The organism is Ruegeria sp. G12, assembly GCF_056533565.1.
Genome location: NZ_JBQFOO010000003.1, coordinates 89,574 through 112,843 on the forward strand (window position 1 = coordinate 89,574; position 23,270 = coordinate 112,843).

Annotated in this window: 25 protein-coding genes; 10 read left to right on the top strand and 15 right to left on the bottom strand. The window is 61.0% G+C overall.

The annotated features are described in order from the left end of the window. The first annotated feature begins 34 nt into the window (after nt 1-34). Nucleotides 35-310, top strand: coding sequence for a DUF1294 domain-containing protein (locus tag ACR0JN_RS08145; protein ID WP_480885087.1), 276 nt, complete (start codon nt 35-37; stop codon nt 308-310). Between the two features lie 121 nt (nt 311-431). On the opposite strand, the gene ACR0JN_RS08150 is transcribed toward ACR0JN_RS08145, so the two are convergent. Continuing rightward, nucleotides 432-884, bottom strand: coding sequence for a GAF domain-containing protein (locus tag ACR0JN_RS08150; protein WP_480885088.1), 453 nt, complete (start codon nt 882-884; stop codon nt 432-434). Nucleotides 885-980: 96 nt separating this feature from the next. After that, nucleotides 981-2,153, bottom strand: a complete 1,173-nt coding sequence (locus tag ACR0JN_RS08155) for a thiolase family protein (RefSeq protein WP_480885089.1) — start codon at nt 2,151-2,153, stop codon at nt 981-983. A 100-nt stretch (nt 2,154-2,253) separates the two neighbouring features. Between ACR0JN_RS08155 and ACR0JN_RS08160 the strand changes: the two genes are divergently transcribed. From ACR0JN_RS08160 to ggt, 3 genes are all read left to right on the top strand, one after another. Further along, nucleotides 2,254-2,592, top strand: a complete 339-nt coding sequence (locus ACR0JN_RS08160; protein WP_480885090.1) for an STAS domain-containing protein — start codon at nt 2,254-2,256, stop codon at nt 2,590-2,592. A 19-nt stretch (nt 2,593-2,611) separates the two neighbouring features. Beyond that, nucleotides 2,612-3,061 (top strand): ATP-binding protein, encoded by a 450-nt coding sequence (locus ACR0JN_RS08165; RefSeq protein ID WP_480885091.1) that lies wholly within the window; start codon nt 2,612-2,614, stop codon nt 3,059-3,061. Nucleotides 3,062-3,274: 213 nt separating this feature from the next. Further along, nucleotides 3,275-4,852 carry a gamma-glutamyltransferase gene (gene ggt / locus ACR0JN_RS08170; RefSeq protein ID WP_480885092.1) on the top strand — a complete coding sequence of 526 codons (1,578 nt, stop codon included), beginning with the start codon at nt 3,275-3,277 and terminating at the stop codon, nt 4,850-4,852. Between the two features lie 35 nt (nt 4,853-4,887). Here the strand turns inward: ggt and hspQ are convergent, their stop codons facing one another. Continuing rightward, a complete protein-coding gene (gene hspQ / locus ACR0JN_RS08175) occupies nt 4,888-5,214 on the bottom strand; it encodes a heat shock protein HspQ (RefSeq protein ID WP_480615732.1) in 327 nt (108 codons plus the stop codon). A gap of 81 nt (nt 5,215-5,295) precedes the next feature. On the opposite strand from hspQ, the gene ACR0JN_RS08180 reads away from it, so the two are divergent. Together ACR0JN_RS08180 and ACR0JN_RS08185 are read left to right on the top strand one after the other, a co-directional pair. Further along, nucleotides 5,296-6,177 (top strand): AEC family transporter, encoded by an 882-nt coding sequence (locus ACR0JN_RS08180; RefSeq protein WP_480885093.1) that lies wholly within the window; start codon nt 5,296-5,298, stop codon nt 6,175-6,177. 60 nt (nt 6,178-6,237) lie between these two features. After that, a complete protein-coding gene (locus tag ACR0JN_RS08185; protein ID WP_480815857.1) occupies nt 6,238-6,819 on the top strand; it encodes a transglycosylase SLT domain-containing protein in 582 nt (193 codons plus the stop codon). A gap of 13 nt (nt 6,820-6,832) precedes the next feature. Here ACR0JN_RS08185 and ACR0JN_RS08190 read toward each other — a convergent pair whose 3' ends face one another. The 4 genes from ACR0JN_RS08190 to ACR0JN_RS08205 all read right to left on the bottom strand — a co-directional run bounded on the left by ACR0JN_RS08190 (nt 6,833) and on the right by ACR0JN_RS08205 (nt 12,976). Continuing rightward, nucleotides 6,833-7,429, bottom strand: coding sequence for a LolA family protein (locus ACR0JN_RS08190; RefSeq protein ID WP_480885094.1), 597 nt, complete (start codon nt 7,427-7,429; stop codon nt 6,833-6,835). A gap of 39 nt (nt 7,430-7,468) precedes the next feature. Then, the gene (locus ACR0JN_RS08195; RefSeq protein ID WP_480885095.1) at nt 7,469-10,342 is read right to left on the bottom strand and encodes a DNA translocase FtsK; all 2,874 of its coding nucleotides are present in this window, start codon (nt 10,340-10,342) and stop codon (nt 7,469-7,471) included. 14 nt (nt 10,343-10,356) lie between these two features. Further along, nucleotides 10,357-11,538 (bottom strand): aminotransferase class I/II-fold pyridoxal phosphate-dependent enzyme, encoded by a 1,182-nt coding sequence (locus ACR0JN_RS08200; protein WP_480885096.1) that lies wholly within the window; start codon nt 11,536-11,538, stop codon nt 10,357-10,359. Nucleotides 11,539-11,647: 109 nt separating this feature from the next. Next, a complete protein-coding gene (locus ACR0JN_RS08205) occupies nt 11,648-12,976 on the bottom strand; it encodes an amidase (protein WP_480815853.1) in 1,329 nt (442 codons plus the stop codon). A 91-nt stretch (nt 12,977-13,067) separates the two neighbouring features. Here ACR0JN_RS08205 and ACR0JN_RS08210 point away from each other — a divergent pair, with 91 nt between their 5' ends. After that, nucleotides 13,068-14,294, top strand: coding sequence for an FAD-dependent monooxygenase (locus tag ACR0JN_RS08210; RefSeq protein WP_480885097.1), 1,227 nt, complete (start codon nt 13,068-13,070; stop codon nt 14,292-14,294). Here ACR0JN_RS08210 and ACR0JN_RS08215 read toward each other — a convergent pair. The 6 genes from ACR0JN_RS08215 to ACR0JN_RS08240 all read right to left on the bottom strand — a co-directional run bounded on the left by ACR0JN_RS08215 (nt 14,291) and on the right by ACR0JN_RS08240 (nt 18,931). Next, the gene (locus ACR0JN_RS08215) at nt 14,291-14,476 is read right to left on the bottom strand and encodes a Trm112 family protein (RefSeq protein ID WP_480615716.1); all 186 of its coding nucleotides are present in this window, start codon (nt 14,474-14,476) and stop codon (nt 14,291-14,293) included. The genes ACR0JN_RS08210 and ACR0JN_RS08215 overlap by 4 nt on opposite strands. Then, complete coding sequence (locus ACR0JN_RS08220) at nt 14,473-15,114, bottom strand: LON peptidase substrate-binding domain-containing protein (RefSeq protein ID WP_480885098.1); 642 nt, start codon at nt 15,112-15,114, stop codon at nt 14,473-14,475. Before ACR0JN_RS08220 ends, ACR0JN_RS08215 begins: the two co-directional genes overlap by 4 nt. A gap of 27 nt (nt 15,115-15,141) precedes the next feature. Further along, on the bottom strand, nt 15,142-16,059 hold the full coding sequence (gene trxA, locus ACR0JN_RS08225) for a thioredoxin (RefSeq protein WP_480885099.1): 918 nt from the start codon (nt 16,057-16,059) through the stop codon (nt 15,142-15,144). Between the two features lie 76 nt (nt 16,060-16,135). Continuing rightward, entirely contained in the window at nt 16,136-16,924 is a 789-nt protein-coding gene (locus ACR0JN_RS08230) for an exodeoxyribonuclease III (protein ID WP_480885100.1), read from the bottom strand. Between the two features lie 79 nt (nt 16,925-17,003). Next, entirely contained in the window at nt 17,004-17,996 is a 993-nt protein-coding gene (locus tag ACR0JN_RS08235; RefSeq protein ID WP_480885101.1) for an NAD(P)H-dependent flavin oxidoreductase, read from the bottom strand. 248 nt (nt 17,997-18,244) lie between these two features. Continuing rightward, entirely contained in the window at nt 18,245-18,931 is a 687-nt protein-coding gene (locus tag ACR0JN_RS08240; RefSeq protein ID WP_480815847.1) for a response regulator transcription factor, read from the bottom strand. A 162-nt stretch (nt 18,932-19,093) separates the two neighbouring features. Between ACR0JN_RS08240 and ribA the strand changes: the two genes are divergently transcribed. Both ribA and ACR0JN_RS08250 read left to right on the top strand, forming a co-directional pair. Next, nucleotides 19,094-20,188, top strand: a complete 1,095-nt coding sequence (ribA, locus tag ACR0JN_RS08245) for a GTP cyclohydrolase II (RefSeq protein ID WP_480885102.1) — start codon at nt 19,094-19,096, stop codon at nt 20,186-20,188. Further along, nucleotides 20,185-20,685, top strand: coding sequence for a L,D-transpeptidase family protein (locus ACR0JN_RS08250; RefSeq protein WP_480885103.1), 501 nt, complete (start codon nt 20,185-20,187; stop codon nt 20,683-20,685). Before ribA ends, ACR0JN_RS08250 begins: the two co-directional genes overlap by 4 nt. Here ACR0JN_RS08250 and ACR0JN_RS08255 read toward each other — a convergent pair. Both ACR0JN_RS08255 and ACR0JN_RS08260 read right to left on the bottom strand, forming a co-directional pair. Continuing rightward, nucleotides 20,669-21,328, bottom strand: a complete 660-nt coding sequence (locus ACR0JN_RS08255; protein WP_480885104.1) for a YggS family pyridoxal phosphate-dependent enzyme — start codon at nt 21,326-21,328, stop codon at nt 20,669-20,671. The two genes, ACR0JN_RS08250 and ACR0JN_RS08255, sit on opposite strands and share 17 nt — an antisense overlap. A 102-nt stretch (nt 21,329-21,430) precedes the next feature. Further along, entirely contained in the window at nt 21,431-22,453 is a 1,023-nt protein-coding gene (locus ACR0JN_RS08260; protein ID WP_480815843.1) for a porin, read from the bottom strand. 279 nt (nt 22,454-22,732) lie between these two features. On the opposite strand from ACR0JN_RS08260, the gene ACR0JN_RS08265 reads away from it, so the two are divergent. Next, entirely contained in the window at nt 22,733-23,221 is a 489-nt protein-coding gene (locus ACR0JN_RS08265; RefSeq protein WP_480815842.1) for a DUF3576 domain-containing protein, read from the top strand. Nucleotides 23,222-23,270: the final 49 nt, after the last annotated feature.

Genomic DNA, 23,270 nt, shown 5'->3' on the forward strand with positions numbered 1-23,270 from the left:
TGCCGCCTGAAACCGGCTTGGCTATGGGTTTAGCATGTGGATTGCCGTGATGTATCTTTGGGCCATTAATGCCCTGACTTTGATGGCGTTTGGCTGGGACAAAGCCCGCGCGGGACGACGCAAGCGCAGGATTGCCGAACGCAGGCTGCTGTGGTTGGCCGCGCTGGGGGGCAGCCCCGGTGCAGTGCTTGGGCGGTGGATGTTCCGGCACAAGACGCGCAAGCGCGGATTTTCCACGTGGCTCTTCGTTATTCTGGGGTTTCAGGCCGTGCTATGTGCAGTGGTTGCGGACCCCACGTTGATTCAATGAACCGCGCAAGACAGCCTGTCTACGAAATGTGACCCGACGCAGAACCGGATATGCCCTTGAGGGCCATCAGGGCAATACTCCTGATGCCTGATCGGCGAGCAGGTCGGCCAGTCTCAGCGGGTCAAGCCTCGAAGACCTGCGTCAGAATGAAGCTCAGTCGCTCTGCGTCCTCGTGTGTGAACGCATCCGGCTGGTCGCTGTCGATATCGAACACAGCGATGATGTTTCCCGCCGCATCGCGCACCGGCAGAACCAGTTCGGACCGGGTTGAAGTGGCGCAGGCGATATGGCCCGGAAACGCGTCCACTTCCGGGACCAGCTGAACCTCGCCCGTTCGCGCCGCCGCGCCGCAGACGCCGCGATCGAAGGGGATGACGAGGCATCCGTGGCCGCCCTGATAGGGGCCGATCTTGAGCAGGTTGGGCTCGGTCACGCGGTAGAACCCTGTCCAATTGAAGCGGTCATCAGCGTGATAAACCTCGCAGGCGATGGTTGCCATCAGTGCGATCTGGTCGGTTTCGCCTTCGGTCAGAGCAGCGATGGTTTTGGTCAGCGTGTCGTAGTCAACGGTCATGGCAGGGTTTCTTGGTATCCGAGGGATGGGGGCGCTGCCCCCTCTTGAGCCTACGGCTCAATTCACCCCCCGCCGTATTTGAAACAAGAAGAAGGGTCAAATGCGTTCTATGGCGATGGCCGCGCCTTCGCCGCCGCCGATGCAGATGGCGGCGACACCGCGTTTGAGGCCGCGTTTTTCCAGCGCGTTCAGCAGAGTGACCATGATCCGTGCGCCGGATGCGCCGATCGGGTGCCCAAGCGCGCAGGCCCCGCCGTTCACGTTCACCTTCTCGCGCGGCAGACCCATTTCCTGAATGAAGGCCATGGGGACAACGGCGAAGGCTTCATTGACCTCCCACAAATCCACGTCGTCTTTGGTCCAGCCGATGCGCGCCAGCAGCTTCTGTGCGGCCGGAATTGGGGCAGTGGTGAAGAGGCCCGGTGCCTGGGCGTGGGTTGCATGACCCAGAATGCGGGCGCGAACCGCCAGGCCTTGGGCCTCGGCAGCGTCGGCCGAAGCTAGAACCAGCGCCGCCGCGCCATCTGAGATCGACGAGGAATTGGCTGCCGTCACCGTTCCGTCCTTGCGGAAGGCGGGTTTCAGGGTCGGAATTTTCTCGGGCCGGGCGGATTTTGGCTGCTCATCGGCGTCCTGCGCAACCTCTCCCTTTCGGGTCTTAATGAGGACCGGCGTGATTTCATCGTCGAACGCGCCGCTGTCCTGGGCAGCCAGAGCGTTTGACAGAGATTTCAGAGCGTATTCATCCTGCGCCTCGCGGGTGAACTGATAGGTTTCGGCGCAGTCTTCGGCGAAAGTGCCCATCAGGCGGCCCTTGTCATGGGCATCCTCGAGCCCGTCGAGAAACATGTGATCGACCACCTGACCATGGCCGATGCGGGCCCCGCCGCGCATTTTGGGCAACAGGTAGGGCGCGTTGGTCATGCTCTCCATCCCGCCCGCGACCATCGTGTCCACGTGGCCCAGCGCGATCTGGTCAAAGGCGATCATCGCCGCCTTCATGCCCGAGCCGCACATCTTGTTGAGCGTCGTTGCGGGCACCTCTTCGCCAAGCCCCGCCGCAAAACCGGCCTGCCGTGCAGGGGCCTGGCCCTGACCGGCTGGCAGGACGCAGCCCATCAGAACCTCATCCACCGTTTGCGTTCCGGCCTGCTGCAGCGCTGCGCGGATTGCGGTGCCGCCCAGATCGGCGGCGGCGACCCCGTCGAACATGCCCTGAAACCCGCCCATCGGTGTGCGGGCCGCCCCTGCGATTACGACGTCTTTCATCCCGGTTTTCCTCCTGCTTGTCCGGGCATGAATACCGAATGGTAAGATTTGCCGTCTAGCGTATTTCTACGACGCAAATTCAGATTGGGGGCGGTTGACCATGGGGCTGACCAGCACAACGACCGGCACAACGCAGGTCATCACGGTTCATGCCGACCGCATTGATGCGGCAATGGCCATTCAGTTCAAGGAAGACATGCGCAGCGAGACCGGGGCGGATGCAACCCGGATCGTGCTGGACCTGTCGGGGGTCGAATTCATTGATTCCAGCGGGTTGGGCGCGATTGTCGCCTCGATGAAGCAACTGGGGCAGGAGCGCAGGCTGGATCTGGCGGGCCTGCAGCCGGTTGTCGAAAAGGTGTTTCGTCTAACGCGCATGGACACGGTGTTCCGGCTGTTTGCCACATTGGACGACGCGATGTCAGACCCTATGGACTGATTTCGGCAGGAGTGAGCGTGTGAAACCCATCTGTGACGAAACCTGCATGGAACTGACCTTTCCCGCCACCGCGGCAGAGGCCAGCGCCGGGATTGCGCAGCTCAGCGCCGGGCTGGCAAAGCAGGGTCTGCCCGCGCATAAGGCCGGGGATGTCAGGATTGCGCTGGCCGAGGCGATCAACAACGTCGTGGAACATGCCTATGCCGGAATCGCGGCGGCGAATGTGCAGGTATCGTGCCGGCTGGATCAAGATCAGCTGGACATCCTGATCACCGATACAGGAAACCCGCTGCCGGGGGGCCGGTTGCCGGACGGGGTTCCGGCGCTTATCGGGTCGTCGGTTCAGGACCTGCCCGAAGGCGGGTTTGGCTGGTTTCTGATACACCAATTGACCAGCGATATCCGGTATGAGCGGCGTCAGGGATGCAACCTGTTGTCGATGCGTTTTGACTTCGACTGCCATGATTGACCGCAAATGGCCACAATAAGGCCTCTTTCGAACCATTGTAGCGCCCAAAACGAGCATCATACCTAGTCTTGTAGCTCAGATAGCTTCCCTCGGCGCCACTAATCACAGCCCCCACCCAGTGACCGGCGCCGAGGAACTTCTCCCCCTGAAATTGCTGGACAATACCGGATCAGGTTTTACCTTCGCTCCGTTGCAGGTGACAGGAGGGGTAACATGCGGGATTTGCACAAACCGGGTCGGTCCGAAGTTCTGGCGACTGAGGGGATGTGTGCCACGTCTCATCCTGTAGCGGCAAAAGTTGCGCTCGACATTCTGGGGCAAGGTGGCAACGCGATGGACGCGGCGATTGCCGGGGCCGTTGTGCTGGGCATTTGCGAACCGCAGATGACCGGGTTGGGCGGCGATTGTTTTGTGCTGTTCAACCGTGCTGGCGAAAGCGATGTGCGCGCATTGAACGGCTCGGGCCGCGCACCGGCGGCGGCCAGTGCCGACAAGCTGCGGAACAGGGACTTGTCCGCCATACCCTTGAACAGCCCCGATGCCGTGACCATACCCGGCGCGGTGGATGCGTTTTGTCATTTGTCCGAAACCGAGGGGCGTTTGGGTCTGGATGCGGTTCTGCAGCCTGCCATTCGCTATGCGGAACAGGGTGTGCCAGTTGCCCCGCGAGTGGCATTCGACTGGCAAAGTGGTGCCGATACGCTGCAAGGAGCTGCGCGGCGGCACTATCTGATCGACGGCAAGGTACCGGGCACCGGTCAGATTTTCCGCGCCCCCGGTCAGGCCGAGGTTCTGCGCCAGATCGCCCAGCACGGGCGCGACGCGTTTTATTCGGGCGAGATTGCGCAGGACATGATCTCTGCCCTGACAGAATTAGGTGGCGTACACACAACGGGCGATTTTCTGAACACCCGATGCACTCCGACAGAACCGCTGAGCGGGGATTATCAAGGCCTCGACCTAGTCGAGCATCCGCCCAACGGGCAAGGCGCGACGGCCATTTTGCTACTGAACATCCTCAAACATTTCGACCTGTCCGGCATGGACCCGCTGGGCGCAGAGCGGGTCCATTTCGAAGCCGAGGCCACCAAGCTGGCCTATGACGCGCGTAACCGTTTCCTTGCAGACCCCGATCACATGGCCCGTGCGGAACGGTTCCTCGACCCCGACATCGCCGCCCGACTGGCCGCTTTGATCGACCCGAAAACCGCAATGCCTGCCGCGGCACCGCTGACCGAGGCGATCCACAAAGACACGGTCTATATCACCGTGGTCGATCGGGACAGAATGGCCGTTTCGCTGATCTATTCGATCTTTCACAGTTTCGGGTCGGGCATCGCCTCGGAGAAATTCGGCATCCTGCTGCAGAACCGAGGGGCAGGGTTCAACTTGCAACCCGGTCATCCGAATGAGTTGGGCGGCGGCAAGCGCCCCATGCACACGATCATCCCCGGCCTGCTGAAACAAGGCGGGCGCGTGCTGATGCCGTTTGGCGTCATGGGCGGGGCCTATCAGCCGACCGGCCATGCGCGGTTTGTCTCGAACCTCACGGATTTCGGGATGGACCTGCAGGAGGCAATCGATGCCCCCCGTGCCTTTGCAGACGGGCCGGTCCTAAAGCTCGAACGCGGTTTCCCGGAACAGGTCGCTAAACAATTATCGGAGATGGGCCACACTATTGAGCAACCGGAAACTCCGCTGGGCGGCGCACAGGCGATCCGAATCCGCGAGGACGGCGTTCTTGAGGGGGCAAGCGACCCCAGAAAAGACGGATGCGCGTTGGGATACTAAGAATCTGCCCGCCTAAAGGCGGAAGCAGGGGTGAATCAATTCAGATGGAAATGCAGCGGGTAAGACCCGTCCTCAAACGGGCCGAACATATTCGGGATATCCGGATGCTCTACCGGCTCGCCGGAATAGTCGGCGACCAGATTTTGTTCTGAAACATAAGCCACATAGAAGGATTGGTCGTTTTCCGCCAACAGGTGGTAAAACGGCTGTTCCTTGATGGGCCGGCTGTCTTCGGGAATAGCTTCGTACCATTCTTCGGTATTCGAAAACTCGGGGTCCACGTCAAAAATCACCCCTCGAAAGGGATGTTTCTTATGACGGACCACCTGTCCCAGGCCGTACTTGGCGCGTGTCTTTAGCATTTGTTTATGCCCCCAAAGCATTTACTACCTGTTTTCGGGCAGAAAATCCAATCATTGATCCGAAATTCGGGGAAACAGTCTGTGAACCTTCTACTGACAGTGTTCGAAATTGCGGCCCCGGTCATTCTTCTAGCGGGTGTCGGTTTTGTATGGGTCCGGCTGGGATTCGAGTATCGGCTTCAATTCGTTACGCGCTTCGGCATGACCCTCGCCCTGCCCAGCCTGATCTTCGTCGCCCTGATGCAGTCCGAGATTTCGGGTGGCGATCTGTCGCGCTTCACGGTCGCAACCCTTGTCGCCAACCTGGCTTTGGTAGCCGTGTTCTGGGTGATCGTCCGGGTCCTGAAACTGGATCAGCGCACCTATCTGTCGCCGCTGATTTTTGGCAATACCGGCAATCTTGGCCTACCGCTATGCCTGTTTGCCTTTGGGCAGGCCGGGCTGGGTTATGCGGTGCTGTTTCTGGCCGTATCCATCCTGTTTTCATTCACTTACGGGATTTACCTTGTCGCGGGCAAAGGCGCGTTTGGGCAGGTTATGCGCCAGCCGATGGTCTGGGCGACCATCCTGGGCGCGCTGTTTCTGTGGCGCGGGTGGGAGACCCCACTGTTCCTGACCAATACGCTGGACCTGCTGGGGCAAATGGCCGTGCCGCTGATGCTGGTGACGGTCGGTGTTGCGGTTGCGCGGCTCAGCACGCGCAGCTTGGGGCGAGCCGTTTGGCTGTCCCTGCTGAAACTGGCGGTGTGTTTCGGGCTAGGCTGGGCTGTCGCGGCAGCATTCGATCTGGACACCATCGCCTTTGGCGTTCTGGTGCTGCAAATGTGCACCCCGGTCGCGGTGACCTCGTATCTGCTGGCCGAGCGGTTCGGGGCGGATGCCGACGCTGTGGCGGGGATGGTCATGGTCTCGACCCTGCTGTCCGTGGCGGCGCTGCCGATGGTTCTGGCTATGGTTCTGTAGCGATTGTGATTTCCTCAGCGCTCAATCTGCGCTAGAATGCGAAAAAAAGGCACGAGGCACATGAGCAGAATTCTTATCGTACTCTTCGGGGTGCTGCTTTTGGCATCCTGTGGGGGTGGTTCCAAGCAACCGCCCAGCAAGCTGAATGACGCGTGCAGCATTGCGCGTGAAAAGCCCGATTACATCAGGGCCTTCAAGAACACCGAACGCAAATGGGGCGTTCCGGTCCACGTTCAGATGGCCACGATCTATCAGGAAAGCCGCTATCGCCACGATGCGCGCACGCCGCACCGCTATGTGCTGGGCGTCATTCCGATGGGCCGCCAAAGCAGCGCTTATGGTTATGGTCAGGCGCTGGACGGCACATGGGATGAATACCGCCGGGAAACCGGCAAACGCCGGGCCAAGCGAGATCGCATCCGGGATGCCTCGGATTTCATCGGCTGGTACATGAACAAAAGCTACGAGCGGAACGGAATCCATCCCGCCGACACTCGCAACCAGTATCTGGCTTACCACGAAGGCCACACAGGTTACGCGCGCGGCAGCCATAACGGCAAGTCATGGCTTCTGAACGTTGCAAGCGATGTGGATGCGCGCGCGAACCTGTATCAGGCGCAGTTGGCGACCTGTCGGCACTAAGCCCGAAGGCGGGTCAGCGGTTGCCTGACCCGCTTCGTGTCCTGCTGGAAAACAGGCTCTGATCCAGAGAACCGCCTTCGTTTAGCGCGCCCAGCAACACTGTTGTCTGGCTGCCTGCGTTGTCATGGATCACCCATTTGCGCAGTTCGACCGGGTTGTCGGTGAACATCAGCTCGATGCGGCCCGAGTCGGGGTTCTTGGGATCCTGCGCGGTCACGATGGTGGCGGTGCCGTCAAAATCGTGGCCCACAACCATATTCGCCTGCCCCAGATTCACATTCCGCGCCAGCACCAGCGACAGCGGAGTCCGTCTCAGCGGGTATTGCTCGGGCGGCTGGTTTGATTTGGGATCGAAGATTTTGACGCTGCCGGACCGCGCCAAAACCACCGCGCTGTTGGGCGGGTCATATTCGAACCGCATCTTGCCCGGACGTTCCAGCCACAGCTTTCCGGTACTCAGCGAGCCATCGTCATTGACCTGAGTGAACGTCGTCTGAACGGTTTTCAACTCGTTCAGATAGTTGGATATCTGCGACAAGGGCAGTTTTTCAGCGGCCCAAGCGGCGGGCGCGGCCAGTGTCAAAGCAAGGGCAAAAGCAATCTGTTTCATGGCTCACAGATAGGCGTTCTGCCCTTGTTATTAAATATCCTATTGTTCGGGGACGAGGATTTCCCGCTTACCGACGTGATTTGCCGCCGAAACAACGCCTTCGTCCTCCATCTGCTCAACCAGCCGCGCGGCTTTGTTGTAGCCAATGGCAAGTTTCCGCTGGATGTAAGAGGTCGAGCATTTGCGATCCTTGATCACAATCGCCACCGCCTGATCATAGAGGGCATCCTCACCATTGGTGTTGCCACCGGTGTTCAGGCCCAGAACGGCGTCGATATTGTCGGCCTTTTCCTCGGCCGGGCCATCTACCACGCCGCTCATGTAATCGGGCGGGCCGAACTGTTTCAGGTGGTTGACGATTTCCTCGACCTCTTCGTCCGAGACAAAGGGCCCGTGGCAGCGGGTGATCTTGGCCCCACCTGCCATGTACAGCATGTCGCCCTGCCCCAGCAGTTGCTCGGCGCCCATCTCGCCCAGAATGGTGCGGCTGTCGACTTTCGACGTCACCTGAAACGAAATCCGGGTCGGGAAGTTCGCCTTGATCGTGCCGGTGATCACATCGACCGAGGGCCGCTGCGTGGCCATGATCAGGTGAATGCCCGAGGCCCGCGCCATCTGTGCCAGACGTTGGATGCAGGCTTCGATCTCTTTGCCCGCGACCATCATCAGGTCGGCCATCTCATCAACGATGACGACGATATAGGGCATCGCTTCGGGCGCGAATTCTTCCGTCTCGAACATCGGCTCGCCGGTTTCATCGTCAAAGCCGGTCTGCACCGTGCGGCTGAACATCTCGCCCTTGGACAGCGCGTCTTTCACACGGCCATTGTAGCCCGCGATGTTGCGCACGCCCATTTTGGACATCTTGCGATAGCGGTCCTCCATCTCGCCCACGACCCATTTCAGAGCGACGACCGCCTTTTTCGGGTCGGTCACAACGGGCGAGAGCAGATGCGGGATGCCGTCATAGACCGACAGTTCCAGCATCTTGGGGTCGATCATGATCAGGCGGCATTCATCCGGCGTCAGCTTGTAGAGCAGCGACAGGATCATGGTATTGATCGCCACCGACTTACCCGAGCCGGTCGTCCCTGCGATCAGCAGGTGAGGCATCTTGGCAAGGTTCGCCACAACGGACTCACCGCCGATATCCTTACCCAGCGCCAGAGGCAGCGCATGGTTGCCATCCCCGAAATCACGGCTGGCGAGGATTTCACGCAGCACCACCATCTCGCGGTTTTCATTGGGCAGTTCGATCCCAATGACCGAGCGGCCCGGCAGGGTCGAAACACGCGCCGACAGCGCCGACATCGAGCGTGCGATATCGTCGGCCAGACCAATCACGCGGCTGGCCTTCAGGCCGGGGGCCGGTTCCAGCTCATACATGGTGACCACGGGGCCGGGGCGGACACTGACGATCTCACCCTTCACGCCATAGTCGTCCAGAACGTTTTCCAGCATCCGCGCGTTTTCTTCCAGCGCCTCATCGCTCAGGTGATGACGCTGAATAGTGGCCGGGTTCGACAGCAGGCCCAGAGGGGGCAGTTCGAAATCGCTATGTTTGTCCTCGAATGACAGCGCGGGCTGCGCCTCGGCCTGTGCGCGGCGCGAGGGCGGCGGGGTGCGGCGCACGGGCTGCGCGACCACCGGCTTGCGCGGCTCGGCCACCGGGATTTTCATCGCCGGGCGTTGCTGCAGCGCGGGTTCGTCGTCGAACACCGCGTCTTCGTAGTCAGGCTCGAAATCATCCTGCTCCGGCTCCTGCCATGCAGGGGCGAAATCTGCCGACAGCACCGGCTCGGGCGGCAAACCGTCAAAGGTCATCGGCGGTTCCGGCGGCAAGCCGTCTTCCACGCCCCGATTCAGGATCAGCGGGTCCGGCCCCCTGCCCCGACCTTTGGTCAGGGGCAGGTTCGGATCGGGTTCCGGGGCCATCTCACCCGTTGCAACCTTACGGTTGCGCACGGCGGCAGAGATCTTGGACCGGATGCGATCCTCGCCCGGCATTTCGTCAAAGCCGTGCACCGGCTCGGGGTCGATCAATTCGGGTTCTGGCATCGGATCGGGGCGGCGGATCAGCCCCGGCATGCGGGCCAACAGGCCCATTTTGGGGGCGGGTTCCGGATCCTCATCTTCGGCGTCTTCAAAATGCGGGTCGGCATAGGTCATGTCGTCGTCAAACGCAGGCTCAAGACGCGCGGCGCGGCGGTCCTCCCATTGGGCTCGACGATCCCGCGCCGCCTGCGCGGTGGCCGAGGCCCCACGCCCCAAAGCCCTCATCAACAGATCATAGGCCATGACAAGACCCAGTAGGAACGCGCGCAGCCCTTTGCGCACATCCGCTTTGCTAAAGCCCAAAACAAACACGCCCAGCGCCAGCATCCCAAACGCCATGGCCAGCGACATCAGCTTGACCAGAAAATGCGAGGAGATCGGCAACAGCGTCAGCAACGCACCCATCACCGTGTCACCAAACAACCCGCCCAACCCATAGCTGTGGGTCGCGCGCCAGGCATCGCCGGGCACCAGCGTTGCGGCATAGACGGAAACAACGGCGATCCAGATCGGCGCAAAGATCAGCCGCGCTATGGCGCGATCTTCACCGAAATGACCCGCAAAGCGCAGGCCCCAGCCGATCAGAACAAGCGCGATGCCCCAGCTGCCCCAGCCGACGATCATGAACAATGGCGCGGCGATCGAGGCTCCGATCCGACCCATCCAGTTCTGCACGGCTGCGTCGGTCGACACCATCCAGTTCGGATCGTCCGGCGTGTAGGACCAGATCATCGCGGCGGCGGCCAGCCCCAGCAGGATCAGGGCAATCCCGATCAGTTCCTTGCTGCGCCGTTCGATGGCGGCCTGCGTGGTGCTGTCCAGCAACGGGTCGCGGTTGCGCGCGTTCAATGATGCCATTTTGCCCTCGTACCTCACGAATAGATGCAGTCACGAAGCTTGATCAGCCCCTGCTGCAACTCTTTTTTTGGAGCCACCAAAGCGGCCCGGATAAACTGCTCGCCCGGGTTCTGCCCCGGATCGCCTTGAGAAAGATATGCGCCCGGCAGAACCCGAACACCGGTCTGCTGCCACAGCTTCAATGCGGTTTCCTCGCCGTTTTCCACCGGCAGCCATAGGAAAAACCCGGCCTCTGGCGGCATATAGCCCTGCACATTGGCAAAGACCTGATCCGCGATAGCGTATTTCTCCTGATAGAGCGCGCGGTTTTCCGCAACATGGGCTTCGTCCGCCCAAACCCTGACCGCCGCAGCCTGTAACGGCAGAGGCAAGGGCGCACCCGCATAACTGCGCAACTGTTTGACGCGCTTGATCGTCTCCGGTCCGCCCGCAATCAGGCCCGAGCGCAGCCCGGCCAGATTGGACCGTTTCGACAGCGAGTTGAACAGGGTAATCCGCTCTGGGTCGGCCCCAAGCTCTTGCGCCACGGTCAGCGCCCCTGTAGGAGCCTCATCCCGGTAAATCTCAGAATAACATTCATCCGCGAAGATGCGGAAATCATAGGTCTCGGCCAGCTGGATCAGTTCCGCCCAATACTCGCGCGAAGCGACGGCCCCCTGCGGGTTGGCCGGTGAGCAGATATAGGCCACGGTCGTGCGGTTCAGCACCTCGGCGGGCAGTCCGGCATAGTCCGGCAGATGATCGGTCGCGGCGGTCGCGGGCACAAAAACCGGCTCGGCCCCGACCGAGATCGAGGCGACCATATAGACCTGATAAAACGGGTTCGGGCACAGAACGACCGGCTTTTGCCCGTTCTTCTGTTCAGGGCACAACGCCATCGCGGCATTATACAGCCCCTCACGCGTGCCGTTCAGGGCCATCACGTTGGTCTCGGGGTCCATCGCCACGCCATAGCGGCGCTTGATCCAGTCGGTGATCGCGCCGCGCAGCTCGGGTGAGCCCTCGTTGGGCGGATAGCCCTGAAACCCGGCGGCGTTTTCGGCGATGACATCCGGGACCCAGGCCGGGAAATCATGCATCGGCGCGCCGATGGTCATATGAATCACATCACCGCCCGGCTGGTGATGGTCCAACAGGGTGCGCAGACGCGGGAATGCATATTCCGGTAGGTCCGAAAACCGCTCGGGAAAATTCATAACAACTGCCTCAATATCGGGGTCATTATCGCCCCGTTTTTTTGGAAGATTACAGCCCAAGCCCCCCTTCGTCCAGACAAAGAGGTTCCGAATCAGGGGATTGTGGCATTCAGGCCAGTGCGGATTCCGCAGCTGAACCCAACCGCAAAAGCGCCTCTTCCGAGCCGGGGTAGCCCAGCATCATCAAGCCACAACCAGGGGTTCCGGTGGGCAAAGTCAGGGCGGCCAGGCCCATCAAATTGCCGATCCGGGTGTTGCGCAGGGACAGCAGGTTTTCGGTCACATAATAGTCGTGATCGCTCATCAGACGCTCGAGATTGGGCGGCAGAATCGGGGCGGTCGGGGCCAGGACCGCATCAAACCCGGCGGTGGCCGCATCCCAGGCGGTGCGGCAGGCCTTGAGCTTTGACCAGGCGGCCACGTAATCCGGCCCCGAAAACCCCTTGCCGATGCGGAACCGTTCGAGGATTTCGGGATACATCGCCTCGGGGTTCGCCTCGATCACGTCGCGCCATAGTCCATAGGCCTCGGTGGTGTAGAGAACCCCGGTCAGGCTCATCGCCTCAGCCAGTTCCGGTACTTCCAACGGGACGATTTCGGCCCCTTCGTCCTTGAGGCGGGTAAGAGCGCCCTCATAGGCCCGACCCGGCACGTCGCGCAGATCGTCTTTGACCACGTTTTGAAGATCGGCAAACCGACGGCCTTTCAGCGTTGCGCCCCGCAGATCCCCCGGGCTGCCGCCTTCGAGCGCCGCCAGCATATGGGCCGCATCTTCGACCGAGCGGGCAATCGGGCCCACGGTGTCAAACCGCAGGCACAGCGGCACGGTGCCTTCCAGACTGACCCGCCCGGCAGTGGTTTTCAAACCGACCAGATTGTTCCACGCCGCCGGTATGCGCACCGACCCACCCGTGTCCGAGCCGATGCCGCAGGCGGCCAGCCCCCACGCGACCGAGGCCGCAGCGCCGGAAGACGAGCCTCCGGGCACCGCATCCTCATCATCAATACAGGGCGGGGTTTCAGTGATCGGGTTCAAGCCGAGCCCCGAGAATGCCAGTTCGCTCATATGCGTTTTGCCCAAACACACCGTGCCCATCGCCGTGGCGTTGTGCAGAACCACCGCATCTGCATCCGGAACACGGCCCTTCAGCAGGGTCGAACCGGCCTCGGTCCCGGCCCCGGCGGTGTCGAACAAATCCTTCCAACTTATCGGGACCCCATCCAGCAGGGACCGGCGCAGGCCCAGACCCGCCCTTTCTTTGGCGGCTTTGGCTTCGGCCCGTGCCCGATCATGAGTCACGAGGGCGTAGATGCGGTCGCGGTGGGGGTGGGCGTCAATCGCGGTCAGATAGGTCTCGGTCAGTTCGACCGGGTCGATCTGGCCCATGCCGATGCCGCGCCCCAGATCGCATGCTGTCATGGTCAGCCAATCCTGCATCTCGCCCCCCTTTCGGATTTTCCGTCTGATCCGGACGGTAGCGACAGGACCGCACATGGACAATCCCGAAAGGGCGCGCATAGTGCGGGGCATGACTAAGGCTTCGGATATCTTGATCGTTGGCGGTGGCCTGAACGGACCCGCACTGGCTCTGGCTTTGACGCAGACGGGGCATTCCGTCACCGTAATTGATTCTCTGGCCGAGAAAGTGCGCAAGAACGCCGCCTTTGACGGGCGGGCCTATGCGCTGGCGCTGGCCTCGCAAAGGTTGCTGGATGCGATTGGCGTGTGGGATCGCGTTGCCGATCACGCCCAGCCGATGCTTGAGATCAAGGTGACCGACGGCCATGCGGGCGCGGGCCCGTCGCCGTTTTTCATGCATTTCGACCATGCCGAGATCGAAGAAGGTCCGATGGGCTATATGGTCGAGGACCGCCACCTGCGCCGCGCCTTTCTGGATGCGATGGGCGATGAGAAGCGCATCACCCAGATCAGCGGTAAGACGGTTGTGTCGCAACAAACCGATGCAACAGGCGTGTCGCTGACCCTTGATGACGGGTCTATCGTTTTGGGCCAGTTGGTGGTCGGCTGCGACGGACGCCGCAGCGGCACAGCCGCGCGCGGGGGGATCAAACGCACCGGCTGGGACTATGGCCAGACCGCGCTGGTCTGCGCCATCGAACACGACCTGCCCCATCACGGCATTGCGCATCAGTTCTTCATGCCGCCGGGGCCCTTGGCCATTCTGCCGCTGACCGGCAATCGCAGTTCCATTGTCTGGAGCGAACGGACCGAGACCGCCCAGCGTATCAATGCCCTGTCCGAGACCGACTATCTGCAAGTCCTGCGCCCCCGCTTCGGCGATTTTCTGGGCGATATCCGCCTGCAGGGCGACCGCTTCACCTATCCGCTGAACCTGACCATCGCCAATTCCTTCATCTCGGATCACCTCGCGCTGGTCGGCGACGCCGCCCACGGGATGCACCCCATCGCGGGGCAAGGCCTGAACGCGGGCCTGCGCGATGTGGGCGCGCTGGCCGAGGTTCTGACGCTCGCCGGACGGCGCGGCGAAGACATCGGCTCAGTGCTGGTACTGGAGCGGTATCAGGAGTGGCGGCGGTTCGACACCGCCTCGCTGGCGATGGCGACGGATGTGTTCAACAAGCTGTTTTCCAACGATAATCCGCTGCTAAGGATGGGCCGGGATATCGGCATGGGGATTGTCGGATCACTGCCCGGATTACGCCGCAGCTTTGTGCGCGAGGCCGCCGGGTTGACCGGAGACCTGCCGAAACTGCTGCAGGGCCGCCGGATTTAATCCAACTCGCGCGCCTCATCTACCAGCATCACCGGAATTCCGTTGCGGATCGGAAAGGCCAGACCGGCAGCTTTGGACACCAGCTCCTGCTTGTCGGCATCGTAGTGCAGCGTGGTGTGCGTCTGCGGACAGATCAGCGCCTCGAGCATGTGGCGGTCAAAGGCGTGTTCAGGGGTGCTCATTGCAATGTTTCCTCGTTTGAGCCGCCGCGCAGGGCAAACTCGATCAGTGTCACAAGGGTCTCGCGCCGCGTGCGCAGGCACGGGGCCTCCAGCAGGGCCTGTTTGTCCTCGGGTTCGAAATCCAGCAGCATCGACAGCGAGTTGACCAGCAATTCGTCATCGGCATCCTTCAGCGAATCCCAGTCGGTGTTCAGGTGGCGCGAGGAAAAGAAGCGTTCCAACAGGGTCAGGAACCGGGTGCGGTTGAAATTGTCGTCCTTCTCGGCCTTGCCCAGATCGCGGTCGAACCCGTCCCATGCAACCTCGCAGCGACGATAGGGGGTGAACCCGTCCGACTCGGCCTTGATGCGGAACCGGGATACACCGGTTAGGGTGATCAGATACCGCCCGTCTTCGGTTTCGGAAAACTGGGTGACCCGCCCCGCGCAGCCGATCAGGTGCAATTTGCTGTCATCGCTGATTGACGGGTTAGGCTGGACCATGCCGATCAGCCGCTCTTTGGTCCTGAGCGCATCGTCCAGCATCTGCAGGTAGCGCGGCTCGAAAATATGCAGCGGCAGGCGCGAACGGGGCAGCAGCAGCGCCCCGGGCAATGGAAAAACGGATACCGTTTCCGGCAGGTCAGCGGGATGCATCATGTATCCGAGTGTAGCTCTGATCAGAAATTAGGCAAATATCATCGAGCTGAGCTTGCGCCGCCCGTTCAGAACAATCGGGTCGTTGGGCTTGAGCGCGTCGAAGATCGTGAACAGCTGCGCCTTGGCCGCGCCGTCGTTCCACTCGCGGTCCCGGCGGAACAGCTCCAGCAACTGCGCCACGGCGTCCTCGACATCACCATTGGCGTGCAGCGCTTGGGCCAGATCGAACCGGGTTTGATGGTTGTCCGGTTCGGCCTCGACCGCGGCAGTCAGCTCGGCCACGGGGCCTGCATCGGCGGCCTGTTTCGCCAGTTCAAGCTGCGCATGAGCGGCTTCCAATTCAGGCGCATCTGAAATTTCAGCCGGAGCACCGTTCAGAATCGCTTCGGCCTGATCCAGATCGCCCGCCGCGATATGCGCGCGCACCAGACCGCCATAGGCAGCAGCATGGTTCGGGTCTTCGCCGAGGATGGCCGAGAAGGTCTGCGCCGCGTCCACCGCCGCCCCTTCGGCCAGCATTTCCTCGGCGGCCTGTACCGCATCCTCTAACTGACCGCCCGGGCTTTCGCCGCCCGCCGCTTCGATCACGCGGTCGACAAAGGCCTTGATCTCGGACCCTGGCAAAGCGCCCTGAAACCCGTCCACTGGCTGGCCTTTGAAAAAAGCATAGACGGTCGGGATCGACTGGATGCGCATTTGCGAGGCGATCATCTGCGCCTCATCCACGTTGATCTTGACCATCTTCACCGCGCCCTTGGCGGCGGTTACGGCCTCTTCCAGCATAGGACCCAGCGTCTTGCACGGGCCGCACCACGGGGCCCAGAAATCGACGATAACCGGCGTTTCCTGCGAGGTTTCGACGACATCGGCCATAAAGGTGGCCTCGGACCCATCCTTGATCAGATCGGCGGTCTCAGGTCCGGCTGCGGGGTTCAGAAGGTCCATGGCAATCACTCTTTCGTTCGAATTTGGGCCCTATATGCAACCACGTGGGGCAGAAACCAAGTCCAGAGTTGCACAATCACAGGTCGAATGTTGCAAAGACCGGGGCGTGATCGCTGGGTTTCTCCCATCCGCGCGCGTCGCGCAGGATGCGGCTGGAGTGACCGGCGTTCGAAATATCGGGCGTAGCCCAGACGTGATCCAGCCGCCGCCCCTTATCAGCCGCATCCCAGTCGCGGGCGCGATAGGACCACCAGCTATATAGCTGACCCTCGGGAATATCCTTGCGCGTGATATCGACCCAACCGCCCGCATCCTGCGTCTCGGCCAGCGTTTCGACCTCGATCGGCGTATGCGAGACCACTTTGAGCAATTGTTTGTGCGACCACACATCGTCCTCGCGCGGAGCGATATTCAGGTCGCCGACCAGGATCGATTTCTCGGGCTTTTCCGCATGGAACCAGTCGCGCATGTCGGTGAGGTAGTCCAGTTTCTGGCCGAACTTCTCATTCTTTTCACGGTCCGGGATATCGCCGCCTGCGGGGACATAGAAATTATGGATCGTTACGCCATTTTCCAACCGGCCCGCAATGTGCCGCGCGTGGCCCAGATCGGCGAAATCCTTATCACCCACCTCCTCCATCGGCAGGCGCGACAGGATCGCGACGCCGTTATACCCCTTTTGCCCCCGCGCGATCATGTGGGTGTAACCCAGAGCGGCAAACCCCTCGGTCGGGATCTTCTCGACCGGCGATTTGCACTCTTGCAGGCACAGCACATCCGGGGCTTCTTCTTGAAGCAATTTCAACACGATAGGCTCGCGCAGGCGAACCGAGTTGATGTTCCAAGTGGCAAGGGTGAACGGCATGTGTGGATTCCTCTGTCGCGGGTTGGCGCGAGGTTAGCGCGGGACGGATGGGGGTGCCATCGAAAAGCACCCGTTTAGTTCAAAGCCGCGATGCCCCCGATTGCAGCACCGCCTGCGCGTCCCCAAAAATCTCATCCACGATCTCGGCAGCGGGCATAACCTTGCGCACCAACGAGACCCCCTGACCCGACCAAAGTGACATCGCCTCGACATCGCCATCGGTGCCTTGCAAAGGGGTATAGCTTTGATATCGCAGCACGGCCTCTCCGTCAGGTCGGTGGCCGATCACCTGCTCTTCGTCCGGGCGGTGACCGGGGCCCGCAGACCCCGCAGCCTTCCACGTCCGAGAGGTCGAGTTTTGCAGCGCACGATGCGGCGCTTGCGGCCATTTCACATCATAGAGGTCGTGATACCATTCCGTCTGCGCCTCAGTCGCGGTCAGGATGCGGCTGCGATAGTCGTCATGGATGGTGGCCTCGGCACTGGCCAGAAACCGGGTTCCGATCCAGACGGCGGACGCCCCCAACATCAAGGCCGCCGCCATGCCGCGCCCATCGGCAATGCCACCTGCCGCGACGACGGGGATCGAAACGGCATCGACCACCGCCGGAATCAGCGCCATGGTCGAGACCTGCCCCCAGACATGGCCGCCAGCTTCCCACCCTTGCGCGACGATAACGTCCGCGCCGGCGTCCTGCGCGATCCGGGCCTCATCCGCGGTCCCGATGCTGGCCATCACAATCAAACCGGCCTGCTTGGCCTTGGCGATGGCAGATGGCTCCATGCCCCAGAACAGGGATACCGCATGAACCTGCTTGTCGATACAGATCTGCAGCTGTTCGTCGAAGGGAAAGGCGAGGTTCAGGTTGACGGCAAAATTGCGGTCCGTCAGCGCGCGTGTCTGATCAATTCCCGCCGCGACCTGTTCGGACGGCTTGCCCCACAGCGGAATAACCCCATAGCCGCCCGCATTGCAGACCGCCGCAACAAGCGCGGGCCCAGCGGCCCCGCCCATCGGGGCCGAAAGGATGGGTTTCTCAATATTCAATAAGGTGCAGATATCGCCCGCCATTTTCTGATCCTCCCCAAGTGCAGGAATGCATTGGCGCTGGTTCCTATGGACAAGTCAAGTCACCCGACCCGCGCCGCAAGTCTTGGCAAGAAGTGCCCAAAACGGGGTTCAAAAACAAAAAAAGGCCGGGCCATCAGGCCCGGCAGTCCAACAGGGAGGTGCATGTCATAACCCGGACATGCGCGGGTTGGGAGTACCCTAAATATGTCTACAGAGTATCACTTTGATCCAGGTCAATCTACCGCTGATCAAGAGACCAGGCGATATCCGCCGGATTCTGTGACCAAAAGGCGTGCATTCGACGGATCGGGTTCGATCTTCTGCCGCAGTCGATAGATGTGGGTTTCAAGCGTATGGGTCGTGACCCCTGCGTTATAGCCCCAAACCTCGTGCAGCAGCACATCGCGGGCGACCACGCCATCGGTGGAGCGATACAGAAACTTGAGGATATTCGTTTCCTTCTCGGTCAGACGAATCTTGCGGTCTTCCTCGGTGATCAGCATCTTCATCGACGGTTTGAACGTGTAGGGGCCAAGCACAAAGACCGCGTCCTCGGACTGTTCGTGCTGGCGCAGCTGAGCACGGATGCGGGCCAGCAGAACCGGGAATTTGAACGGCTTCGAGACATAATCATTGGCGCCCGCATCCAGACCCAGGATCGTGTCGGCGTCGCTGTCATGGCCAGTCAGCATCAGGATCGGGCTTTTGACGCCTTGTTTGCGCATCAGGCGGCACAGCTCGCGCCCGTCGGTGTCGGGCAGGCCTACATCGAGAATGACCAGATCGTAGATCGCCTCGCGCGCGCGTTCCATCGCGGATTGACCGTCTGATGCTTCGAACACGTCGAAATCCTCGGTCATAACAAGCTGTTCGCTGAGCGCTTCGCGCAGGTCTTCGTCGTCATCCACCAGCAGGATTTTCTTGAGCTGAGCCATTTCCCGGTCCTCCTAAGCCTTTTCCATCACTTGCGCGTCGAACATGCAATCAGCAAGATATGCTGCAATCGCCTCACGCCTTCGTGTCAGACCCGGAGGAATTGTTTCACATTTCCGTTTGAAAGCAGTACCAGTGGCGGTGGACGTTATAGGGTAACATAGATGAGTCTCATCCCCGATATAACTGAACTGCTTGCGCGCGCGCGCGCAGACCTGCGCATGGGTGTTCCGGTGGTTTTGACCGACGACGGCGGCGGCAGCGTGCTTGCGGTTCCGACCGAGACGCTCGCGGCCCAGCGGTTGGCCGATCTGCGGGGTGTGGGCGGCGAGCCGGTGGTCGCGATCACCGGACGGCGGGCGGAAACGCTGAAGGCACGCGCCTATGACGGCGATCTGGCGCGGGTGCTGATTCCCTCGGACGCGGATATCGGCTGGGTGCAGGCGGTGGCAGACCCCTCGGACGATCTGAGCACCCCGATGAAGGGCCCGCTGATGACGGAACGGCAGGGCAATGCCAATCTGCACCGGTTGGCTATTGCGCTGACCAAATCCGCACGGTTGCTGCCTGCGGTGGTCGTGGTACCGGTTGAAGCTGGCCGGACCTTTGCGTTGGACAATGGGCTGACATGTATCGATCACAGCCGCGCCGCGCCGCATCTGGCGGCGCGCAGTGCGTTACACCCGGTGGTTGCCGCCCGACTGCCGATGGAAGTGTCCGAGGCCGGGCGCCTGCATGTCTTTCGCCCCGAAGACGGCGGAGAAGAACACTACGCCGTCGAGATCGGCCGCCCGGATCGCGACAAACCGGTTCTGGCACGGCTACATTCGGCCTGTTTCACCGGCGATCTGATGGGCAGTCTGAAATGCGACTGCGGCCCGCAATTGCGCGGGGCGCTGGCGCAGATGGGCACCGAGGGTGCAGGCGTTCTGCTGTATCTGAACCAGGAAGGGCGCGGCATCGGGCTGGCCAACAAGATGCGCGCTTATTTCCTGCAGGATCAGGGCTTTGACACGGTCGAGGCCAATCACCGGCTGGGGTTCGAGGATGATGAGCGGGATTTCCGGCTGGGCTCGGACATCCTGAAATCTCTGGGTTTCACATCGGTGCGCTTGCTGACCAACAATCCCGCCAAGATTGCGATGATGGAGCGTACGGGCATTGCCGTAACCGAACGCGTGCCACTGAAAGTCGGGGAAACCGCCCATAACCGCGGGTATCTGGCGACGAAGGCAGCGAAATCCGGGCATTTGCTGTGACGCCTTATGATCTGGTTCTGACCTCCCAAGGGGTGCGGTTCCAGGGCCGTGTATTTCCCTGCTCGATCGGGAAAGGCGGGTTGAGCAATTCCAAACGCGAAGGCGACGGGGCAACCCCAACAGGGGTGCATCGCATTGTCGGCATGCTCTACCGGCCCGATCGGATCGCGTCGCCCGCCTGCTGGGCCAGGCCAATCGGGCCGCAGGACCTATGGTCTGATGACGTGGCCGACCGGGACTATAATCAACTGGTCAGCGCGCCTTACAATTTCAGTCATGAAAAGCTGCGCCGAGCGGACCCGCTTTATGATCTGGTGCTGATCACCGACTGGAACTGGCCAAATGCGGTGCCCGGCATGGGCTCGGCTATTTTTCTGCACCAATGGCGGCGTCCGGGCTATCCGACCGAGGGCTGCGTGGCATTCAGGCGCGAACATCTGCGCTGGATTGCAGGCCGGATTGCGCCGGGCACGCGCCTGATCATTCCTGCGGTTTAACCCGTTCTCCGAAAATGGCCGAGCCGACCCGCACATGAGTTGCACCCAGGGCAATGGCCTGTTCGAAATCGCTGCTCATTCCCATCGACAGGCCCTTTAGCCCGTTGCGCGCAGCGATCTTGGCCAGCAGGGCGAAGTGCAGCGACGGTTCCTCTTCGACCGGAGGGATGCACATCAAACCGCGCACCGACAGATCAAGGCCCTGACACTCGGCAATAAACCCATCCGCGTCTGCAGGCATGACGCCAGCCTTCTGATCCTCTTCGCCCGTGTTGACCTGAATGAACAGATCCGGACAGGCGCCGATCTCCTGCGCCAGTCGGGCCAGCGTTTTTGCCAGCTTTGGCCGATCGACTGAGTGGATCGCGTCACATAGCTCCATCGCCTGACGGGCCTTGTTGGTTTGCAAGGGGCCGATGAGATGCAGATCAATGCCCTCGAATTGCTCTTTGAAAGCGGGCCACTTACCAGCGGCTTCCTGCACCCGGTTCTCGCCGAAACAGCGATGGCCCTGTTCCAGAACCGCATGCACCCTTTCATTAGGCTGCACTTTGGACACAGCGATCAGCCTGACGGACCCCGCAGCCCGTCCGGCGCTGGCTTCGGCATTGGCGATACGGGCGGAGATGTCTTGCAGCGACATGGCTTTCCTCACTCAGTGTTACGCGCAGGAAAACACCATGTTGGCGCAAAAGAAAAGGGCGGGTCCGAAGACCCGCCCCTAAACTCTGTGGTTCAGATCAACTTAGAAGTTGAACTGAGCACCGAAGTCAGCAACGATCTGGTCGCTCGAGCAGATGTCGCAGTCGTTGCGGCCAATACCGCCACGCAGCGATGCGCCGCCACCCAGGTCGTAGGTTGCACCGATAGCAATCTGCTGCAGGTCAGCATCCGCCGAACCGTCACCGTAGGTGAACAGCAGGGTGGTTGCAGCGCCCAGGTTGTAAGCAGCCGACAGACCGTATGCGGTGCCGTCAGTTGCAGACACTTCGGTCTGGTCGTCAGCAACGAACAGAGTACCCGAGAAGTCGCCGAATTCTGCACCCAGGGTCAGAACAGCCAGGCTCGGGTTGCTGCCGAAGCCGCTCGGCAGGTCGGTTTGACCGTAAGCAACAGCTGCGGTGATGTTGTTGAAGGTGTAGGTCGCGCTGATGTCCCAGCGGTCAGCGTCGGTCGGAGCACCGTTCACACCAACGGTCAGCTGGTCATAGGATGCGCCGAAGGCGAAATCGCCAACTGCGTACTGGAAGAACACAGCGTTCGAGCCGGCACCGGTCGACGAGTAGGCCAGGAAGTCATAGTCAACACCCGAGTACTGACCAGCGAACAGTTCCAGACCGACTTCGTTACCGTAGTAGTTTGCCAGGTTGTCGAAGGCACCTGCAACGTTGCCCGCGTCAACACGCAGACCGCCGAAGATGACCGAGAAGCGTGCGCCGTTCAGGCCTGCTTCGTTGGCTTCGCCGTTGCCGCTGTCTTCGTCGGCTTGCAGACGAACACGACCTTCAAAGCGTACGCCACCGTCAGTTTCAACGATGCCGTCGATGTTCAGACGGAAGCGCGAGACCAGGATGGTGTCGTCGGTGTCAACAACTGCAGTGTTGGTGGCTGTTACAACGCCACCCGAAGTGGAGAAGTTGGTTACAGTACCGGAGCGGTCTTCTGCGTAACCCAGACCAAAACGGCCGTAACCGCTGAAGCGAACTTCAGCTGCTGCAACGCTTGCGGTCGCGATCAGCGCCGTCGTTGCGAAGAGAACTTTTTTCATCTTGTTTCCCTCGGTTTCAAAATTTCTACTCGACACATGCCTCTGCACATGTCTCAGCACGGACACCGTTTCGCTCTTTTTGCCCCCTTCACGCAAGCTTGGCATAAGTGCATTGGCTTCATTGGGAATAAATTGGTGCAAGGATGCCACAGTCCTTTTCCGCCCCGTTATCCGGTTGGGATGCGTATATTTCCTAAGAATAGGGTTGTTGCGCCATGGGTCCTTGTCTAGGAGTATCACCCGAACCACGCGTAAACAGCGAAACAGGACTGACAGACCATGCGCATGCCGAAGATTCTGGGTTTGATCGTGCTGACGGCGACAGTCTCGGCCTGCGGGCAGAATCGCCCTTCTCCGTCGGCCTACAATCCCAACCTGATCACAGGCGGTAATACGGACGAGCAGGAACTGAACGACCCGAACCGCTCGACCATCTGGGATGTTTTCGACCGCAGCAACGCGGAACAGACGACAAATGTGAACCGCTATCTCTGGTCCGCATCGCTGGATGTGCTGAGTTTCCTGCCCGTGCAAGAGGTCGATCCGTTTACCGGCGTAATTGTAACGGGTTACGGCACACCTCCGGGTGGGGGCCGATCCTATCGGGCGACCGTACACATCAGCGACCCGGCCCTTGCGGCGCGCTCTTTGTCGGTTGCGCTCCAGACCAGCGGCGGTGCCCCGGTCAGCGCCGCAACCACCCGCGCGGTCGAGGATGCCATCCTGTCGCGGGCGCGCCAGCTACGCATTGCAGACAGTAAGTTCTAGCAACCCGACGAAATTCACTCTAAGACCACGCCGGGCTCTGTCCCGGCGT

Coding starts and splice junctions, on each gene's coding strand:
- ACR0JN_RS08210 (WP_480885097.1), top strand. CDS start 13,068: ATGACTAAGGCTTCGGATATCTTGATCGTTGGCGGTGGCCTGAACGGA.
- ACR0JN_RS08240 (WP_480815847.1), bottom strand. CDS start 18,931: ATGGCTCAGCTCAAGAAAATCCTGCTGGTGGATGACGACGAAGACCTG.
- ACR0JN_RS08265 (WP_480815842.1), top strand. CDS start 22,733: ATGCGCATGCCGAAGATTCTGGGTTTGATCGTGCTGACGGCGACAGTC.
- ACR0JN_RS08145 (WP_480885087.1), top strand. CDS start 35: ATGTGGATTGCCGTGATGTATCTTTGGGCCATTAATGCCCTGACTTTG.
- ACR0JN_RS08230 (WP_480885100.1), bottom strand. CDS start 16,924: ATGCCGTTCACCCTTGCCACTTGGAACATCAACTCGGTTCGCCTGCGC.
- hspQ (WP_480615732.1), bottom strand. CDS start 5,214: ATGCTAAAGACACGCGCCAAGTACGGCCTGGGACAGGTGGTCCGTCAT.
- ACR0JN_RS08260 (WP_480815843.1), bottom strand. CDS start 22,453: ATGAAAAAAGTTCTCTTCGCAACGACGGCGCTGATCGCGACCGCAAGC.
- ACR0JN_RS08155 (WP_480885089.1), bottom strand. CDS start 2,153: ATGAAAGACGTCGTAATCGCAGGGGCGGCCCGCACACCGATGGGCGGG.
- ACR0JN_RS08200 (WP_480885096.1), bottom strand. CDS start 11,538: ATGAATTTTCCCGAGCGGTTTTCGGACCTACCGGAATATGCATTCCCG.
- ACR0JN_RS08220 (WP_480885098.1), bottom strand. CDS start 15,114: ATGATGCATCCCGCTGACCTGCCGGAAACGGTATCCGTTTTTCCATTG.
- ACR0JN_RS08150 (WP_480885088.1), bottom strand. CDS start 884: ATGACCGTTGACTACGACACGCTGACCAAAACCATCGCTGCTCTGACC.
- ACR0JN_RS08160 (WP_480885090.1), top strand. CDS start 2,254: ATGGGGCTGACCAGCACAACGACCGGCACAACGCAGGTCATCACGGTT.
- ACR0JN_RS08255 (WP_480885104.1), bottom strand. CDS start 21,328: ATGTCGCTGCAAGACATCTCCGCCCGTATCGCCAATGCCGAAGCCAGC.
- ACR0JN_RS08235 (WP_480885101.1), bottom strand. CDS start 17,996: ATGGCGGGCGATATCTGCACCTTATTGAATATTGAGAAACCCATCCTT.
- ACR0JN_RS08185 (WP_480815857.1), top strand. CDS start 6,238: ATGAGCAGAATTCTTATCGTACTCTTCGGGGTGCTGCTTTTGGCATCC.
- ACR0JN_RS08195 (WP_480885095.1), bottom strand. CDS start 10,342: ATGGCATCATTGAACGCGCGCAACCGCGACCCGTTGCTGGACAGCACC.
- ACR0JN_RS08190 (WP_480885094.1), bottom strand. CDS start 7,429: ATGAAACAGATTGCTTTTGCCCTTGCTTTGACACTGGCCGCGCCCGCC.
- ACR0JN_RS08215 (WP_480615716.1), bottom strand. CDS start 14,476: ATGAGCACCCCTGAACACGCCTTTGACCGCCACATGCTCGAGGCGCTG.
- ribA (WP_480885102.1), top strand. CDS start 19,094: ATGAGTCTCATCCCCGATATAACTGAACTGCTTGCGCGCGCGCGCGCA.
- trxA (WP_480885099.1), bottom strand. CDS start 16,059: ATGGACCTTCTGAACCCCGCAGCCGGACCTGAGACCGCCGATCTGATC.
- ggt (WP_480885092.1), top strand. CDS start 3,275: ATGCGGGATTTGCACAAACCGGGTCGGTCCGAAGTTCTGGCGACTGAG.
- ACR0JN_RS08205 (WP_480815853.1), bottom strand. CDS start 12,976: ATGCAGGATTGGCTGACCATGACAGCATGCGATCTGGGGCGCGGCATC.